Annotated in this window: 12 protein-coding genes; 6 read left to right on the forward strand and 6 right to left on the reverse strand. The window is 34.2% G+C overall.

The window, feature by feature from the left end; all coding sequences use genetic code 11:
* The 4 genes from JS605_RS03230 to JS605_RS03245 form a co-directional block, all read right to left on the reverse strand.
* Positions 1-1,032 (reverse strand): right-handed parallel beta-helix repeat-containing protein, encoded by a 1,032-nt coding sequence (locus JS605_RS03230; protein ID WP_203256226.1) that lies wholly within the window; start codon positions 1,030-1,032, stop codon positions 1-3.
* A gap of 42 nt (positions 1,033-1,074) precedes the next feature.
* The gene (locus JS605_RS03235) at positions 1,075-1,587 is read right to left on the reverse strand and encodes a hypothetical protein (protein ID WP_130936298.1); all 513 of its coding nucleotides are present in this window, start codon (positions 1,585-1,587) and stop codon (positions 1,075-1,077) included.
* 203 nt (positions 1,588-1,790) lie between these two features.
* Positions 1,791-2,924, reverse strand: a complete 1,134-nt coding sequence (locus JS605_RS03240; RefSeq protein WP_203256227.1) for a hypothetical protein — start codon at positions 2,922-2,924, stop codon at positions 1,791-1,793.
* 9 nt (positions 2,925-2,933) lie between these two features.
* The gene (locus JS605_RS03245) at positions 2,934-3,674 is read right to left on the reverse strand and encodes a hypothetical protein (RefSeq protein ID WP_203256228.1); all 741 of its coding nucleotides are present in this window, start codon (positions 3,672-3,674) and stop codon (positions 2,934-2,936) included.
* Between the two features lie 203 nt (positions 3,675-3,877).
* Between JS605_RS03245 and JS605_RS03250 the strand changes: the two genes are divergently transcribed.
* The 6 genes from JS605_RS03250 (at position 3,878) to JS605_RS03275 (ending at position 11,322) form a co-directional block, all read left to right on the forward strand.
* Positions 3,878-4,036 carry a hypothetical protein gene (locus JS605_RS03250; RefSeq protein ID WP_203256229.1) on the forward strand — a complete coding sequence of 53 codons (159 nt, stop codon included), beginning with the start codon at positions 3,878-3,880 and terminating at the stop codon, positions 4,034-4,036.
* A gap of 190 nt (positions 4,037-4,226) precedes the next feature.
* Positions 4,227-6,071 carry a tetratricopeptide repeat-containing sensor histidine kinase gene (locus tag JS605_RS03255; protein WP_203256230.1) on the forward strand — a complete coding sequence of 615 codons (1,845 nt, stop codon included), beginning with the start codon at positions 4,227-4,229 and terminating at the stop codon, positions 6,069-6,071.
* Between the two features lie 9 nt (positions 6,072-6,080).
* Complete coding sequence (locus JS605_RS03260) at positions 6,081-6,749, forward strand: helix-turn-helix domain-containing protein (RefSeq protein ID WP_203256231.1); 669 nt, start codon at positions 6,081-6,083, stop codon at positions 6,747-6,749.
* Positions 6,750-6,894: 145 nt separating this feature from the next.
* Positions 6,895-8,445, forward strand: coding sequence for a M48 family metalloprotease (locus tag JS605_RS03265; protein WP_203256232.1), 1,551 nt, complete (start codon positions 6,895-6,897; stop codon positions 8,443-8,445).
* A 2-nt stretch (positions 8,446-8,447) separates the two neighbouring features.
* A complete protein-coding gene (locus JS605_RS03270; protein WP_203256233.1) occupies positions 8,448-9,944 on the forward strand; it encodes a vWA domain-containing protein in 1,497 nt (498 codons plus the stop codon).
* Positions 9,945-9,996: 52 nt separating this feature from the next.
* A complete protein-coding gene (locus JS605_RS03275; protein ID WP_203256234.1) occupies positions 9,997-11,322 on the forward strand; it encodes a hypothetical protein in 1,326 nt (441 codons plus the stop codon).
* Between the two features lie 107 nt (positions 11,323-11,429).
* Here JS605_RS03275 and JS605_RS03280 read toward each other — a convergent pair whose 3' ends face one another.
* Positions 11,430-12,896: a glutamate synthase subunit beta gene (locus JS605_RS03280; protein ID WP_203256235.1), complete on the reverse strand. Its 1,467-nt coding sequence runs from the start codon at positions 12,894-12,896 to the stop codon at positions 11,430-11,432.
* A gap of 4 nt (positions 12,897-12,900) precedes the next feature.
* Positions 12,901-17,412 carry a glutamate synthase large subunit gene (gene gltB / locus JS605_RS03285; RefSeq protein ID WP_239000240.1) on the reverse strand — a complete coding sequence of 1,504 codons (4,512 nt, stop codon included), beginning with the start codon at positions 17,410-17,412 and terminating at the stop codon, positions 12,901-12,903.
* Positions 17,413-17,506: the final 94 nt, after the last annotated feature.

A 17,506-nucleotide genomic window follows, 5' to 3' on the forward strand; every position in this document is an offset into this window, starting at 1 on the left:
TTAATTAGCATTTGTATCGATAGTTACACTTAAGTTAGCCTCTGGAGCAATTCTATCAGTGATATTTGTAATTTTTACAGTAGGAATGCCATTTGTAAAACCAGAGTTGTTAAAGCTAAATACACTACCATCATAAATTCCCATATCTACGCCTCCTGTCCCTGAACCAATTGCTGGAGAACCAGCTTGTAAATTATAATTATCTATAGCCGGGTTAAAACTTGTATCGTCTGCACTCACAAAATTTGGGTTTTGGTCGTTTATGTTATTCGAGCCAGAAAGCGCCGTAATACTTCCAGATCCCAGATTATAAGTTAAACAGTTTTCGAAAATTACACCTGCTGCATTTGGATCGAAACTACTAGACCTGTTAAAATAAAATATATTATTTTGAGCTGTTACACTACCATCTACACTACGGGCATTATATACTGGATAATCAAAATAAGGACCTAAAAAAACATTGTTTTTAATAGTAATAGAATTATAATTTTTAAGCCCAATGTAATACAGAATTATATTGTTAGATATTATAGCATTTGTATAATTATTATTATTACTTGATGCACTTGTGCTACCTATTTGATAAATAATGTTTCCTCTAACCAGTATATCATCAACTCCTGCATTAGAAAACAACAAAACACTATCAATATAACAGTTTTCAATAACTATTCCTGTAAGTACCGTACTGTTATTGGTATATACATCATCAGTTATATATAGTCCACTAAATTTACTATTTGATGCATTGTCTAAGAGTACTATGTCATCTATAAAGGTTTTTTTATCTGCATCCCCATGGCTAAAACCAATAATTGTGAGTTGTTTATTGATGTTAATGATACCATAATTAGTTTCAGAGGCGTGCACATAAATAGTATCTCCATTACTAGCTGCAGAAATTGCGCTTTGCAAATCACTGTATTGCGCATTTGCTCCCACAGAGTTATCAACTGTAATGATATTTTGCGCTCCAGATATAAAGGATAAGAGTAATGCAGTTGCTAAAATTGTAATTTTTGTTTTCATTGTTTTTGTTTTATGGATTAATAAATTTTTAAGTGTTTATTTTTAAAAGTAATAGTGGATACCGCCACCGCCATTAAAGCCGCCAATAGATCCAACACCATCGAAGGAAATATTAGTGTAACCTAATTCGAAAGAAAACGCTAAGCCTTCAATAAAGTCGTTAAAGGTCCATTCTATACCGCCTCCCGCACCTATAGCTATAGAATTTTGGTTGAATGATCCTCCAAAAAAATCATATTTGTACGTCCAGTATCCTACTTGTCCGTATACATACGGTTGGTATTCAGCGAAATCTAAATCTCCAGATGTAAAATTGTAGGCATACCTTCCTGTAATAGACAAACTACTTTGACCAGAGAAAGAGAAACCGTAATTAGCCGAACCTACAATGAGTTGTCCCGTATGCGTCTCAGTGAAGTTGTATTTTAATGATGCGCCATAATTTAAGGACGTCCAAGCCAAACCTGCTCCAAAAGAGCCTGCCTCTGACATTTGAGCATTAACTGTAAAGTGACTAGAAATAATTAAAGCGAAGACGCATATTATTTTTTTCATGATGTATTTGTTTTATGTTTACCACAAACATAATTTCAATACGTTTTTCATGATTACGGGTAGCCATAAAACGAGGCTACAACTTCGTTAATTAAGATAAAATGAGTAAAAAAATCGTTAAGAAACACATTTTGGAAAAAGATGTTTTCAAATGAATAATTAGGCAATTAGAATAATTGAGATTTTAAATTTAGGTAAGCTATTTAATAGTTATCAAACTTCCAAATACCATTTACATTAACCAATTTACCCTCCCAACTATTACCTTTTAGTCTTAAAAAACTAAAGAAATGGCTACTATTTTTAGAACTATTTTGAGCTTGGTAAGCCGCTTGCTGTTTAATGTAGTTCTCTCGTCCTTGCTCTGTTAATGTAAGTCTTACCAATGCTTCGGTTTTTGTATGGGATACAATCTCTACATCTGTACTAAAACCATAACTGTACGAACTTGCTTCTATGGAGTTTAACGTGGTGTATAATTTAGGGGTTGATGTATTTTTAATAGTTATTTGAGATTTACTATTTAATCCCCTAATAAATAATTGTGCACTAGATTTAATTTTATCTAATACAACAGAGTTGTCATTTCTATTCTTGTTACTGGATGTATTCTGCGTGCTTTTAGGGAGTACACAGCTAGGAGGTGTTTTACTATAGGTGCCATTGGATACTGATAAGGTTTTGTAATACACCGAGCGCATTTCTATGGCCCCATCCCCTGTTATTTTATTGCCCAAAATATATTTACACCAATGGTTTTGTTTATTGGCATTATTAAAGGCTACACACAACAAAATAGTTTTGGGTAAGGTAGTGTAAAGAAGGTTAGAACTAGTAAAATCTAAACTTACTGTACCATTAGCATCTATACTACTTTCTTGTTTTACAGAAATTGTTTGTTGCTCTTTTCCATAAGAAAGGGTAGCATTAACTGTAACATCTTTTGCCGCAGCAGCTCCAGAATTAGCAAGCTTTAAAAAAAATTTACGTTTGTCTTTTAGCCATACAAAACTATCGTCTACTAAATGTAATTTTGCTGTAGTTAGTGGTGCTTTTTGTGTTATAGCCCCACTACTTTTCTGTTCTGAGGTTTTGGACTTAGCAGGTACTACCTGCATTTTCGTTTTTTCTATTTTATCTGTATCAACCTTAGGTATGGAATCTGCTACTTCTTTATTTTGAGAAGTATCAATTAAAGCATCATTGTTTGTAGTATTGTCTGTTTTCTCTTCGTCAAACACATAATCCGTGAGCTTAAAAAGCACTAGAGCCATTACTAAAATTTTAGAGATGGTAGCAAGCCAAAATTTTATTTTACGTTCTGTTTTTAAGTTCATCCTTTTCTATTAAATCAAATCATCAACCAAATCCTCTTCTAAACCTTCAAAATCATTTAAAAATTCTTCAAAAATATCTTCAGTACTTACCGCATCATAGTTAATTGATACGAAAAACAAGCCTATAGCTCCCAAAGTATTGTTAGCAAAATTTGCCTGTTTTAATTTACGTTGCAATTCTTCAATTTTTATTTCTAAATGTGCAATCATTCTGGTTTTAATAGCCAAATCATCATTCATTTTTTCCTGTAAATTCTCAAAACGCATTAGTAACTTCTGTTCCATGTTGGCCACTAAGGTTTTTAACGTTTGTTCTTCTACATCTTTTTTAAACGATATATACTGCTCTTGCTGCTCTTCTATAAAAGCAATCTTTTCAGGTTTAGATTTAAAAACTGCTTGTATTACTTCATGCTTAGGTGTATGCTGTTTATAATAATCTTGTATTTCTTTTTGATGTGTTTTAGCAATTTTTAAAAATCGTTCTTCAGGGTTTTCAAAATAATAACCACAAAGCGTATTTAATGTTTTTACTGATGGTTTGTAAACTTTTTGCTCTAGTTTATCTTTTTGCAATGCTTCTCTAAGATCAAAAGCACGCTTTATGGTTCGTGCATCAATTTCCTTTCTATCTGCCACCCCTTCATCTGCTATTTTCTTATAGTCAATTTCAGGTTCATCAGCCAAGATCAGGTCTGTAATATAAATAAATGCGGGCAGGTATGTTTCTGAGAGTCTTGTGATTGGCATACGCCAAATGTAAATAAAAAACTTAAAAAATCTGTCAAAATGCAGTACGTCATATCCTTCATGACGGTCATGACAGCACTTTCATACCCCTAAACTATTCCTTTGTCATGTACTTGAAAAGTCATACCGGTTAACACTTTAGCAAGTATGTAAACGTCCCAAAACTTTCTTAACCGCAAGTTTAATTTTTAAAATTTAATATTATGAAAAGTGTATTTAAAATAGTGTGTTTAGGGGTTTTATTAGCTATATCTGCAACCTCATGTACAAAAACAGATTTGGAAGCTGAAAATGAGGAATTGGTACCTGTGCAAACTGAGGGAGGAGATCAAGAAGTAAAACCAGTACCCACAGACGACTAATATATTGTGCTTATCTTGATTATTAATTAAAAACCGTACATCTTGTACGGTTTTTTTTATTAGATTTATAGGATATTTAGTGTATAATACTTCATAAGGCATATTTTCTACTTTGCGTCTCTCAATCAAATATAATACCCTCCTAGCATTTATCTTTATTATGTGCTTTTTAGGTTGTGTAAACAATAAAATGCCTGAAAAAGAGCTTGCCCCCCATCTTTTATTAGAATTAAGCAAAAAGCAGTCAAAACTTGATGACCAACTAAGTCTACTCAACAAGGCTTTTAAAATTTCCCAACAACGCAAATTAGATTCTATACACCTAACTATTATCTTTAAGAAAAGTATCGTTCATTTAGGACTACATCAGAAGGATAGCTTTTGCTATTACAATAAATTATTACTTAAACAGTCTCAAACACTAAATAATAAACACTACAATGGCAGAGCATTTTACAATTTAGGTTATTATTATGATGAGTTTACTACTTTATCTGACAGTACTTTTTACTATTATAGCCGTGCCAAAAATAATTTTATTGCTATTAGAGATTCTTCCAAAGTTGGAAAAAGCTTACTAAGTATTGCTCTATTACAAAAAAATCAAACTAATTTTTTCAGTGCTAAAGAAAGTTTAACAGAAGCTATAATTTATCTAAATAAGAATACAGATAAAAAGTATTTAGCTTCTGCATATAATGAGTTGGGAACAAATAATCTTAAATTATTAAACTATTCTGACGCCATAAGATATCATAAAAAAGCTATTGAAATAACTGAATCTAAAAGTGACGTCATTAGTTATAAAAATAATTTAGCCTTTTCATATATTGAAAAAAATCGCCATGTTGATGCCATACCAATACTACAAAAAATATTAAAGGATTCCCTATTACAAAAAGACTCTGAGCTTTATGCTAGGGCATTACATAATTTAAGTTATGCGCAATGGCTAAACGGTAATAAAAAAGTATTGCCAGCTTTTTTAAAAGCACTACATATTCGTAAAGAAATAAACGACAAACGCGGACAATTACAAAGTTATACTGATTTAGCAAAATACCACTCTAAAACAAACCCTGATAAAGCGAGCAAATATCTAGATACTTTAATACTTATTTCTAAAGTGCTGAGAAGTCCTAGGGCTGAAACTGATGCTTTGAAACTTTATATGGCATTATATCCTAAACAGGTAACTTATAAAGACCGCTATATCTTTTTAAAAGACAGTTTGTACAATCAAGAGCTAAAAGTAAAAACCCAGTTTGCCAAAATGCAATACGACGATGAGCAAGAAAAAGCACAAATACAACAATTACAACAACAAGCCGTAGAAGAAAAAGCAGCATTAGCCGTACAAAAAACACAAAAAACACTGTTTTTGTCGCTTAGTGGTTTGCTTTTAATTGCCGGTATATCCTTATACTATGCCTTAAGGCAACGCCACAAAAAAGAAAAATTAAAAGAGGTTTACAAAACAGAACAACTCATTAGTAAACGGTTGCATGATGAGCTCTCTAACGATATCTATGGTTTAATGGCAACCATAGAACAAAACCCCAATAAAGACAAAAATTATTTACTGGATAATTTAGAAAAAATATATGGCCAAACCCGATCAATATCCCACGATAACAGGGAAATTGCTACCGGTGCTGCATTTGCTGAAGAGCTTAAAGATGCGCTAAGTACCTTTTACAACAAAGAGACCAATGTGGTTGTAAGCGGATTAAATTCTATCTCTTGGGAAAACCTATCAGACCACAAATGTATCGCTATACATAGAACACTTAAAGAATTTATGGTAAACATGAAAAAGCATAGTGAAGCTACAGTAGTTGCTATAAATTTTAAAAATGAAAGTAAACTAATACGTATTAGTTATTCTGATAATGGTATTGGTTTACAAGAAGATCAAAAATTAGGTGTTGGGCTTAAAAATACGGTTTCCCGTATTGAAGGTGTTAATGGGAAAATTACATTTGATTCTGAAACAGGTAATGGAACAACTATTACCATTACAATTCCTAAATAGCGCGCATTCATGTTTAAAAAAATACTCCTTGTTGAAGATATAGACAGTATTGGGCACGGCATGTCCCTAAAACTAGAACAGGATTTAGATATTAAAAATATCACAATGACCCAATATTGTGATGATGCCTATTTAAAGTTTTTAAAAGCAGAACAAGATCAAGCTCCATTCGATTTAATAATTACCGACCTTTCCTTTAAAAAAGACTATAAAAATAGTAGTATTTCATCTGGAGAACAATTAATTAAAAAATTGCGCAACCAAAACTATAACATCCCTATAGTAGTATATTCTGTAGAGGAGCGCCCTACGGTTGTTAAAAAGTTAATAGATTGGTACGATATTTCAGCCTACGTTTTTAAAGGCCGTAACAGCACTAAAAATATGATTGATGCGCTTAAATCCGTAAAAACAGGAAAACACTTTATATCTTCTGAAGTAACGGCTACGTTTCAAAAAAATGAGGTCTTTACCCTTGAGGAGTTTGACACTATTATACTTCGTGAGCTCTCTAAAGGAAAGACACAAGAGGAAATTTCTGCGTATCTAAAATCTAAGGATATATCTCCAAGTAGTTTAAGTTCTATTGAAAAACGACTTAACAGATTGAAAGATGAACTTAAGGCAAAAACTACAATACAGTTAATCGCCAATGCCAAAGATTTAGGTTTAATATAATTCTTACTTCTTTTTTATTTAAACTATTATTTATGCGCCTTAGCGCAAAACCCTCCTGTTTTACGGGTTCCCGTATTTACTCAGAAATCATACTATCTAGGTTTGTTAGTGTACTATTTTAATAACCACTAAAAAGCAACCAATAATGAAAACTAATCTAAAGCCTTTATGGTATGGAGTACTCCTATTTTGTACTCAATTCCTATTTGCGCAAAAGGAAGAAATCTGGGAAGAAGCCACAGTTTTTGAATTCGCAGCACCCTATAAAACCATTACTATAAACTACGATGAAGAAAACTTTGTTTTTGATGTTACCGACAAAACAAAATTTCTCGTCGGCAAAAAAAAATCTATCCCAAAAGAAAACATCTCGATAGGCAGCACTGTAAATGTGGGCATAGCAATTGAAAACAGAAAACGTGTATTAACAAAAGTTATATTGGATAAAGATGATCATGGTGAGGTTAAAAAATTTGAAGGTGTATTTGAATCTTTCGAGGGGGATAATGCCGTTATCGATGGAAGAAAAGTAGCATTAACGAATGACACCACTATTGAGTGTAAAGGAGAATCAGATTGCGCCTGTAGTAAAGGACGAAGTTTTTTAGGTTTTGATGAACTACAGTTAGGTAGTTTCCTAACTGTTTATGGCGAGCAAAATAATGACGGCGTTTATATGGCCTCCAAAATAGAAGTATGTAAAAACACTTATGGTAAGGTTGACCAAGAGTTTATGATGAGTTTAAGAAACGATTTTGATGCCTCTAACCTCAATCAATATAAAAGTATACCAAGTAATGTGTTTAAAGCTGCTCATGGACTACACAATGGCACTATAAAAATGGGAAACTTGGAATTTAAGTTGTTAGATGATATTCGTATTCAAGGATACATTAACATGATAGGGAATAGCGTACTCCCTGCATATGCTAAAGAAGAGAGCTTTTCTGAGAAACATGACGTGATTTTTAGATTTTATGTTATTGAAAACGAGATACCAAATGCTTCTGCCCTACCAAATGGCATGATTTTTATTCACACCGGCTTATTAAAACTAATGGAAAATGAAGCCCAAATAGCTGCTGTTTTAGGTCATGAAATTGCTCACGTAACCTACGAACATGGCATAAAAAGGTATAAAACCACAAGGTTTACCAATAGCAACTTAGGTAAAAAAACCTCTAAATGGATAAAGAAGACTTTTAAGAAGAAAATAAATCTGAACGAGGATTCTGTTCTGGGTGGTGCTTTAGATACGGCTTTAGAGCATACAACTCCCGATACGGTAATGAGTTTATTTAATAAAAAGAATGAAACACAATCTGATAGAGCTGGTCTTTACTATATGGTAGAAGCAGGTTACGACCCAAGAGAAGCTGCAAACTTCTGGAACATCATGAAAGACTATACAGGTAATCAAAAGTTTATGAATAAAATCTTTACCTCCACTTTGGGTATGGTAAACAATATACAAACAGATTTAGATGAGACAGATTATAGTGCTTTGGGAAAAGACGGGATGGATCTTTTGGTAAAAAATTTAATGGAAACCATCTACACATCACATCCATTGGCAATAAAAAGATTAGGTGCCATCAATACCTTGCTAAGCACTACATATTCTGATACGGATTTTTCGAAGTTAGAAACGGGAGAGGAGCCTTTTATGAATTATTTAGGAATCTTTAAACAATAGTTATGAAACAGTTTATTGGACTAAGTACACTATGCTGTATCATACTTTCTGTAGTATGGCATGTTCCAAAAACAGCACACTACCAAACCCACTCTAAATTAGACATGCCTTTAAAAGATTCTATAGTAAACAAGTCGTCTACTATATTTCTTATAGATAAATCTGGAAGCATGGCTACAAAAGGAGAAAGTGGAAAACCCAAATGGGAAGAGGCCAAAGAAGCTGCTTTAAAGGCAACATCTTCCATTTTAAAAGGAGATGGCGAAAATCAACAAGTTGCTTTTTTAACATTCTCTGGAGGCTGTGTTGAAGATCCTACCAAACAGCAAAACTTAAAATTTAGTAGCGATTATAAAGATATCGCACAACAACTTAAAGCTATTGGAAGACCAGGAGGAGGCACGCCCTTACACGAAGCTGTAATTTCAGCTAAAAAACGGCTTCAAGATTACAGCTCTAACTATGGAGATGGCGATGTTTCCAAACTCATTGTTTTGAGTGATGGGGTGGCAACTTGTGGGCAGATAAGACCTAAAGATGTTTATGGTACAGGGACTACAATGGTAACCATAGGTGCTAACACCCCTACTACAAACACTCCAACCAGAAGTAGAACTAAACAACAGCCTAATAACCCTAAAAGCAGCACTCATGGTAAAAATTCATATAACAATGCATCCTCGCAAATAAGCTCTTTTGTTGGTAATGCTAATATTCCTGTTAAGTATTTTACCATTGGTTTTGATATTAAACCAGGGTCGCCCGCAGAACGCGATCTACAATATTTAGCTGGCCAATCTGGTGGTAAATACCTAAATACACAAAACGAGTTTGAGCTTACTAGGGCATTTACGAAGTTTTTTAAAGTTTACTATCCAAAACCACAAAGTAGCATCCAAAATTTAGACTTTGAAAAAGCACACCTGTTCCTTACTGGTGTGGAAGCTATTGAAGGCGAAAAATACAGAAAAGCAAAGCAATTATTTGAAGATTTCTACAAGGAGCATCAAAATGACTTTAATGCTGCATTTAACTTGGCATTAATGTACGAGGCGAATGATTTTCATTTACAAGCTATTGAAAAATTTGAAACTTATCTGACGCTTCATCCTAAAGCTGAAGATAAAGATTGGGTTATTGAGCAAATACAGCTATTGCAAAACGATATGCTAAATTTTTATGATTACACTAAAAAACTTTTAAAAACAGATTTAGAATATTTAGAACACCACTTTAAGAAAATACAAAATGGAGAAAGTCTAGCCTTAGCTTATGAGTTCACTGGGTTTATAAAAGAAAAGGAATTTTACTATAAAGATTTGCCTTCCAAATTAGGGCTTGAAAGTAGGTCTAAACAAGAGTTATGTAACACCATACAGTCAGGTTTAAATAAATGCGCTAAATACATTAAAAAGGATCCTGAAAACTGGGACAAAAATGCAACAGCCCCTCTCTCTTTGGTGTTTTTTAACCTAGAGATGCTTATCAATGCGCTATAAATAAAACTATAACAAACATAAATCATCATCAAAATTTAAACATCTACTAAAAATGAAAAACTACAACAAACATTTACTACTTATATTTCTATTCATTATAACTTTTAGTTATGGTCAAACTAACGAGAAAGAACTGGATAAACTAAGTATAATAACAAATTTATCCATGAAGGATAATCCAAAACACTGGGATTTTTCCAGAGCCATAAACACTTCTCTAAAAGCATCTTCGTATAAAAGCCTAGCAAAAACTTATTTAAAAAAAAATGATAATCAACTTGCCATGTTGAGTTTAATGACCGGTATCTCTAAAACAAAAAAGCGAGGTCAAATAAAAAGGTTTAAAAAATTACTAACTAACGATTTTGTTACTTCTACATTTAATGAGTGGTCTAAAGAACAGCAAGAACTTGAAAAATCTATCACAACAAAAGACTTTATAGAAAGAGTTAAAGAGCAACTTAAACTAATTCATCATTTAAAATATTTAAGAAAGGTAAATGAACTCATAACTGCTTCAGAAAACTTAGAGGACTATAAATCAATATCTGTTGATAAAAAAATAGATGAAGACCTACAGAATTCTTATGAACAGAATAAGGCCGCCATTGCACCATATTATTATGAATTAGCTCAGAACCTTGAAAGTAAAGCTCAAACAAAATCCGATTGGAAAAAAGTAAGGGCCTACTATGGCATAACCAATGTATACCTTAAAGGGCATCAAGACGCAGATAAAAAAGAAAAAAATGCTTTAGAGCATTCTATATATACTCTAAATGTGAGGCCAGAGGATATAAAATCTCAAAAATACAGGCGTTTAGATAAATCACTCCAATTATTAATTACCGATAGAGTTTCACAGACTTTAAATAATGGTGCTTTACCCCATTTAAAACTTTATGCCCCAGAAACCTTAACTGATTTTTCCATCCACTTAAAAATATCTGACATTGATGTACAACATGGAAGTGTAAAATCTACAAATGTAGATTACGAAAGAGAGATAGTAACTGGTAAAGACGATAATGGTAACGAAATTAAAAAAAGTGTAAGCGCTAGCGCTGTAATTTATTCAAAAGAAAGTAAATCTAGGTTAATGATTTCGCTAGAAATAAGAGACAACACTTCACATGAGATTATGTTTTCTAAAGTTTTTAGTGGTCTAAACCAATGGCATGATAGGTGGTACAAATTAAAAGGGGATAAAGATGCTTTAACAAAAAAACAAAACAGAGCATTACCATATTCTACTACACCGAAAGAAACACCATCTGATTTAAATATGATTCAAAATGCTGTGGAATCGGAACTAAAAAATATGATTGACTTTTTAAACTCCAAATTCATTTACCGAAAAGGAAGTATTTCGTATTAAATTTTACCTTATCCAGATTGTAAAAACATATAAATATCATACTAAAACAAACAAAAAATGCGAACTGTTAGTTCGCATTTTTTATGTTATATATTAGGCTCGTAGTTTTAATGTAATCCTACTAAATCGCCTGACGCATCTTTGGTTGGCAAATCAGATTTACCCATTAAATATAAATCTACTTGTCTTGCTGCTTCTCTTCCTTCAGAAATAGCCCAAACGATTAGTGATTGTCCGCGGCGCATATCTCCAGCCGTAAAGATATTAGGTATATTAGTTTGGTACTTGCCATACTCTGCTTTGTAATTAGAACGCGCATCAGTTTGAATACCTAACTTGTCGGCCAATGTGCTTTCTGGACCTGTAAAACCTAATGCCAATAATGCTAAATCGCAAGGCCATGTTTTTTCGGTACCTTCAATTTCAATTAATTGAGGGCGTTGCCCTGGCACCATTTTCCACTCAACATTTACAGTTTTTAAACCTGTAAGCTTATTATCTTTATCTGTAATAAACTCTTTAGTGTTAATCAACCAATTACGTTCCACACCTTCTTCATGAGAAGACGATGTTTTTAACTGTAAAGGCCAAAAAGGCCATGGCGTTGTTGGGGAACGATGTCCTGGTGGTTTAGGCATAATTTCAAAATTAACCACCGATTTAGCTCCATGTCTGTTAGATGTCCCGATACAATCTGAACCGGTATCACCTCCTCCTATTACAATCACATTCTTATCAGTAGCCATAACCTGGTTTTCTACTTTTTTACCAAACAATACTTTTGTTTGTTGTGTTAAAAAATCCATAGCTTGTACTACACCATCTGCATCAATGCCAGGCGTTGGCAAACTACGTCTTTCAGTAGCACCACCACACAGTACTACAACATCAAAGGCTTTTAAATCTTCAACATCATAGTTTACACCTACATTTACATTTGTTTTAAACGTAATACCTTCTGCTTCTAAAATAGCTAGACGGCGATCTATGATTTCCTTCTCCATTTTAAAGTTAGGAATACCATAACGGAGCAACCCTCCTATTTCATCATCACGTTCAAAAACAGTTACAGTATGCCCTGCCCTGTTTAATTGTTGTGCAGCTGCTAATCCAGCAGGGCCAGAACCAACCACGGCAACAGTTTTACCCGTTCTTGTTTTTGGTGGTTGTGGTTTAATCCAACCTTCTTTAAAAGCACGTTCTACAATTTGTTTTTCAATGTTTTCAATAGATACAGGATCTTCTATGATACCTAATACACATGATTTTTCACATGGTGCAGGACATAAGCGTCCTGTAAATTCAGGAAAATTATTTGTAGAGTGTAGTATCCAAGAGGCTTTTTGCCATTCGCCTTGGTGTACCATATGGTTAAAATCTGGAATAAGATTTCCTAATGGACAACCACTATGGCAAAACGGAATACCACAATCCATACAACGGGATCCTTGTTTTGTAATCTCCTCTTCTGAAAGAGGCACTGTAAATTCTTTATAATGTGTTACACGGTCTTTTACAGGCGTGTACGTTTCATCTTGTCTTTCAAATTCTTTAAAACCTGTTACTTTCCCCATGATTCTAAGCTGTTAATTCTTCTACCATTTGTTCTTCAGTCTCTAAACGCTTCAATGCACGTTTGTATTCAATTGGCATAACCTTTACAAAGTTGCCCAAAGCTGTATCCCAATCTGATAATAGTGTTTTTGCAATTTTACTATTGGTATACAATTGATGCTTTTCAATAGATGCTTTTAGTTCATTGGCATCTTCACTTGTAATATCTTCAAACTCTATAGTTTCAGTATTACACAATCCATTCACAAATTTGTTATCTGGATCATAGACATAGGCAATACCACCACTCATACCAGCTGCAAAGTTTCTTCCTGTTTTTCCTAAAACAATAACACGTCCGCCCGTCATATACTCACAACAGTGATCTCCAACACCTTCTACTACCGCTGTGGCTCCTGAATTTCTTACCGCAAAACGTTCTCCTGCAATACCGTTAATGTAAGCTTGACCGTTTACTGCTCCAAACAAACAAACATTTCCAACAATTATGTTTTTGTTAGCTTCAAAATCTGCATTTTCAGGTTTCTTAACTATAAGTTTAGCACCAGATAAACCTTTACCTAGGTAATCGTTAGTATTACCTTCTAATGTAAATGTTAAACCAAATGCTCCAAAAGCTCCAAAACTCTGTCCGGCAGAACCTGTAAAGTTGATGTTTAGAGTATCTTCTGGCAATCCTAAATGTCCATAAATCTTAGAAATTTCGTTACTAACTATGGCTCCAACAGTTCTATTTATATTATTGATTGGATATTCAAGAACCATTTTTTCTTTTCGATATAAAGCTCTATGTGAATCTTTTAATATCGTAAAGTCTAAAACGTTATCTAAATTATGGTCTTGTTGCTCTGTATTTCTAACAGTTAGCTCACTGTAAGCGGCAGGTCTGTGTAAGATACTAGATAAATCTAAGCCTTTAGCTTTATAATGCTTAATGGCTTTGTTGGCATTGATTTTATGGGTTTGTCCCACCATTTCAGCTAGGGTTCTAAACCCTAATTGCGCCATGATAGCTCTTAATTCTTCAGCTACATAATAGAAGAAATTAATAACATGTTCTGGTGTTCCCTTAAAGTTTTTACGCAACTCTTTATCTTGGGTTGCGATACCTACAGGACAGGTGTTTAAATGACACTTACGCATCATAATACATCCTGATGCCACTAGCGGAGCCGTTGCAAAACCAAATTCTTCAGCTCCTAGAAGCGCAGCTATGGCTACATCACGACCAGTTTTTAACTGTCCGTCACACTCTACAACTATTCTACTTCTTAAATTGTTAAGTACTAATGTTTGTTGTGCTTCTGATAAGCCAAGCTCCCATGGCAATCCTGCATGCTTTAATGACGTTAGAGGCGAGGCCCCAGTACCACCATCATATCCTGAAATTAATACTACATCTGCTTTTGCTTTTGCTACACCTGCTGCGATAGTACCCACACCTACTTCTGACACTAGCTTTACATTAATTCTAGCATCGCGATTTGCATTTTTAAGGTCGAAGATTAATTGTGCTAAATCTTCGATGGAATAAATGTCGTGATGTGGAGGTGGAGAAATTAACCCCACAAAAGGTGTAGAGTTACGTGCATTTGCAATCCAAGGCAATACTTTCTCGCCAGGTAATTGCCCACCTTCTCCTGGTTTAGCACCTTGTGCCATTTTTATTTGTATCTCTCTGGCGTTTGTTAAATAGTGTGATGTAACACCAAAACGGCCTGAGGCTACTTGTTTAATAGCGGAATTTCTACTATCTCCATTTACATCTGGATGAAAACGATTTCTGTCTTCTCCTCCTTCTCCTGAATTGGATTTTCCTCCAATTCTATTCATAGCAATAGCAAGATTCTCATGAGCCTCTCGAGAAATAGATCCGTAGGACATCGCTCCTGTTTTAAAACGCTTAACGATTTCTGTCCAAGGTTCTACTTCTTCAATAGGAATTGGATCTAAGTTATCAAACTCAAACAAACCTCGAATGGTCATTAAATTCTCAGATTGTTCGTTTATTGTTTTTGAATACGTATCATAACTCGCTTGGTCACTTAATCTAACCGCCTGCTGTAATTTAGCAACTGTTGTTGGATTAAACATGTGGCGCTCCCCATTACGTCTCCAGCGATAATCGCCTCCAATGTTTAAACCTAATTTTTTATCAATGGCTTTATCTGGATATGCTAATTTGTAACGTTGGCTAATTTCTTTTTCTATTTCATATAACCCTATACCTTCAACTCTAGATGCTGTGTAAGGGAAATATTTTTCAACGAATTCTGAGTTGAAACCAACAATTTCAAAAATTTGTGAGCCTCTGTACGAATGCAACGTGGAAATACCAATTTTATTCATGATTTTAAGAAGCCCTTTTCCAATAGCTTTATTGAAATTATCTACAGCTTTTTGCTCGTCCATATTAGAAATAAAGCCTTCTTTTACCTGCATTCTAATAATTTCGTTTACCATATACGGATTTATGGCACTTGCACCATAGCCGAATAAGGTTGCGAAATGATGAGGTTCACGAGGTTCTGCAGATTCAATAATAATATCAAAATACGAACGCTTGCGTAATCGGTTCATCTGATGGTTTACGTAAGAACATGCCAATAAAGATGGTATTGGTGCAAACTCTTCATTAACTCCTCTATCTGATAGGATGATAATATTGGTTTTACGCTCTAAAGCTTTTTCTATCTGAACGATGATATCGTCTAAAGCATCTTCTAAACCATTCATACCTTGCGCTTTTGGATAAAGCATTTGAATGGTTTCAGCCTTAAAACTTTCAATTTTAATTGTTCTTATTTTCTCTAAATCAGCATTGGAGATTACAGGGTTTTGAATTCTTAATTTTCTACACTGTCGCTCAGTAATACTGAAAATATTACGGTCTTTACCAAGATTTAAACTAATATCTGTTACAATCTCTTCGCGAATACCATCTAATGGTGGGTTTGTAACTTGAGCAAATAACTGCTTGAAGTAGTTTGAAATTAATTGAGGCCTATCTGACAACACCGCTAAAGGCGTATCTATACCCATAGAACCAAGAGCTTCTTTTCCATTTTGAGCCATTGGTGTGATTACCTCTTGTATATCCTCAAACGTATAATTAAATAAACGTTGTCTTGTTTTAATGTCTATAGTTTCAATAGGACAAGTATCGTTTGTATAAGGCACATCCCTTAAATGTAAACGTGTTTTGTCCAACCATTCTTTATATGGACGCTGATTAACTATTTTTGTTTTTATTTCTTCGTCATCAATAATACGTCCCTCATTCATATCCACCAAGAACATTTTTCCTGGCTCTAATCTTCCGTGCATTTCAATATCTTCTGGCTCTACATCTACCACTCCTACTTCTGAGGCCATGATTAATTTCCCGCTTTTGGTAACAGTATATCGAGACGGCCTTAAACCATTTCTATCTAATAATGCTCCTATGTAGTCACCATCAGTAAATGGCACTGATGCTGGACCGTCCCAAGGCTCCATGATACAACAGTTGTATTCATAAAACGCCTTTTTGTCATCACTCATGGTAGCATGTTTTTCCCAAGCTTCAGGAATCATCATCATCATAATCTCTGGTAGGGAACGATCTGTATGCGTTAACAGTTCTACCACCATATCCATGGATGCTGAATCTGATTTACCAGGAAGTATGATAGGAAATAATTTTTCTATTTGTGGGCCAAAAACATCACTTTTCATGATTTCTTCACGCACACGCATTCTACTTACATTACCTCTTAGTGTATTGATCTCTCCATTCTGACACATAAAGCGGAACGGTTGCGCCAATTCCCATGTAGGCATCGTATTGGTAGAAAAACGTTGGTGTACTAACGCTAATCTGGTTACAAGATCTTCTTGCTGTAAATCTGTGTAATAAGGCCCAATATCTTCGGGCATTATAATACCTTTATATATTAAGGTAGTGTTTGATAAACTCGGTACATAGAAATAAGAACTTTCAGAAATTTTAGACGTGCTTATTTCATGTTCTGTAATTTTACGGGCAGCATAAAGTTTTGCCTTAAATGTAGCCTCATCTATAGCTTCTGTCTTAGCTATAAACAATTGCTCTATATTAGGCTCAGAAGCTAATGCAATTTGTCCCAATTGCGTAGAGTCTACCGGAACCTTTCTCCAACCTAAAACAGAAAGCCCTTGAGCTTTTACCTCTTGCTCAAACACATCTTTACAATAATTGTATTGGTTTTCAACTTTTGGAAGGAAAACCATACCCACCGCATACTCCCTCTGGTTTGGGATTTCAAAATCACAAACACGCTTAAAGTAATCATGAGGGATATCTATTAACAATCCTGCGCCATCACCTGTTCTACCATCTGCACTAACACCACCACGGTGTTCCAACTTCACAAGAATTTCTAGAGCATCATGTATGATTTGATTTGTTCGCTCTCCTTTAAGATTACAAATAAAACCCGCACCACAATTTTCATGTTCAAATTCGGGGGAATATAGACCTTGTTTCTTCAGCATAATCAACGATATATTTAATTTTAAAAAGCGTCGAACTACAAAGGTAGGCATTGATTTTATATTTCTATTAAGGGCTATTTCATTATTTCGATTT

This window comes from Hyunsoonleella ulvae, assembly GCF_016827605.1.
Lineage (GTDB): Bacteria > Bacteroidota > Bacteroidia > Flavobacteriales > Flavobacteriaceae > Jejuia > Jejuia ulvae.

What these genes read in the sequence shown, in the direction of transcription:
- JS605_RS03250 (WP_203256229.1), top strand. Translation starts at nt 3,878, where the DNA reads ATGAAAAGTGTATTTAAAATAGTGTGTTTAGGGGTTTTATTAGCTATA.
- JS605_RS03275 (WP_203256234.1), top strand. Translation starts at nt 9,997, where the DNA reads ATGAAAAACTACAACAAACATTTACTACTTATATTTCTATTCATTATA.
- JS605_RS03260 (WP_203256231.1), top strand. Translation starts at nt 6,081, where the DNA reads ATGTTTAAAAAAATACTCCTTGTTGAAGATATAGACAGTATTGGGCAC.
- JS605_RS03265 (WP_203256232.1), top strand. Translation starts at nt 6,895, where the DNA reads ATGAAAACTAATCTAAAGCCTTTATGGTATGGAGTACTCCTATTTTGT.
- JS605_RS03235 (WP_130936298.1), bottom strand. Translation starts at nt 1,587, where the DNA reads ATGAAAAAAATAATATGCGTCTTCGCTTTAATTATTTCTAGTCACTTT.
- JS605_RS03270 (WP_203256233.1), top strand. Translation starts at nt 8,448, where the DNA reads ATGAAACAGTTTATTGGACTAAGTACACTATGCTGTATCATACTTTCT.
- JS605_RS03255 (WP_203256230.1), top strand. Translation starts at nt 4,227, where the DNA reads ATGCCTGAAAAAGAGCTTGCCCCCCATCTTTTATTAGAATTAAGCAAA.
- JS605_RS03280 (WP_203256235.1), bottom strand. Translation starts at nt 12,896, where the DNA reads ATGGGGAAAGTAACAGGTTTTAAAGAATTTGAAAGACAAGATGAAACG.
- JS605_RS03230 (WP_203256226.1), bottom strand. Translation starts at nt 1,032, where the DNA reads ATGAAAACAAAAATTACAATTTTAGCAACTGCATTACTCTTATCCTTT.
- JS605_RS03240 (WP_203256227.1), bottom strand. Translation starts at nt 2,924, where the DNA reads ATGAACTTAAAAACAGAACGTAAAATAAAATTTTGGCTTGCTACCATC.
- gltB (WP_239000240.1), bottom strand. Translation starts at nt 17,412, where the DNA reads ATGCTGAAGAAACAAGGTCTATATTCCCCCGAATTTGAACATGAAAAT.
- JS605_RS03245 (WP_203256228.1), bottom strand. Translation starts at nt 3,674, where the DNA reads ATGCCAATCACAAGACTCTCAGAAACATACCTGCCCGCATTTATTTAT.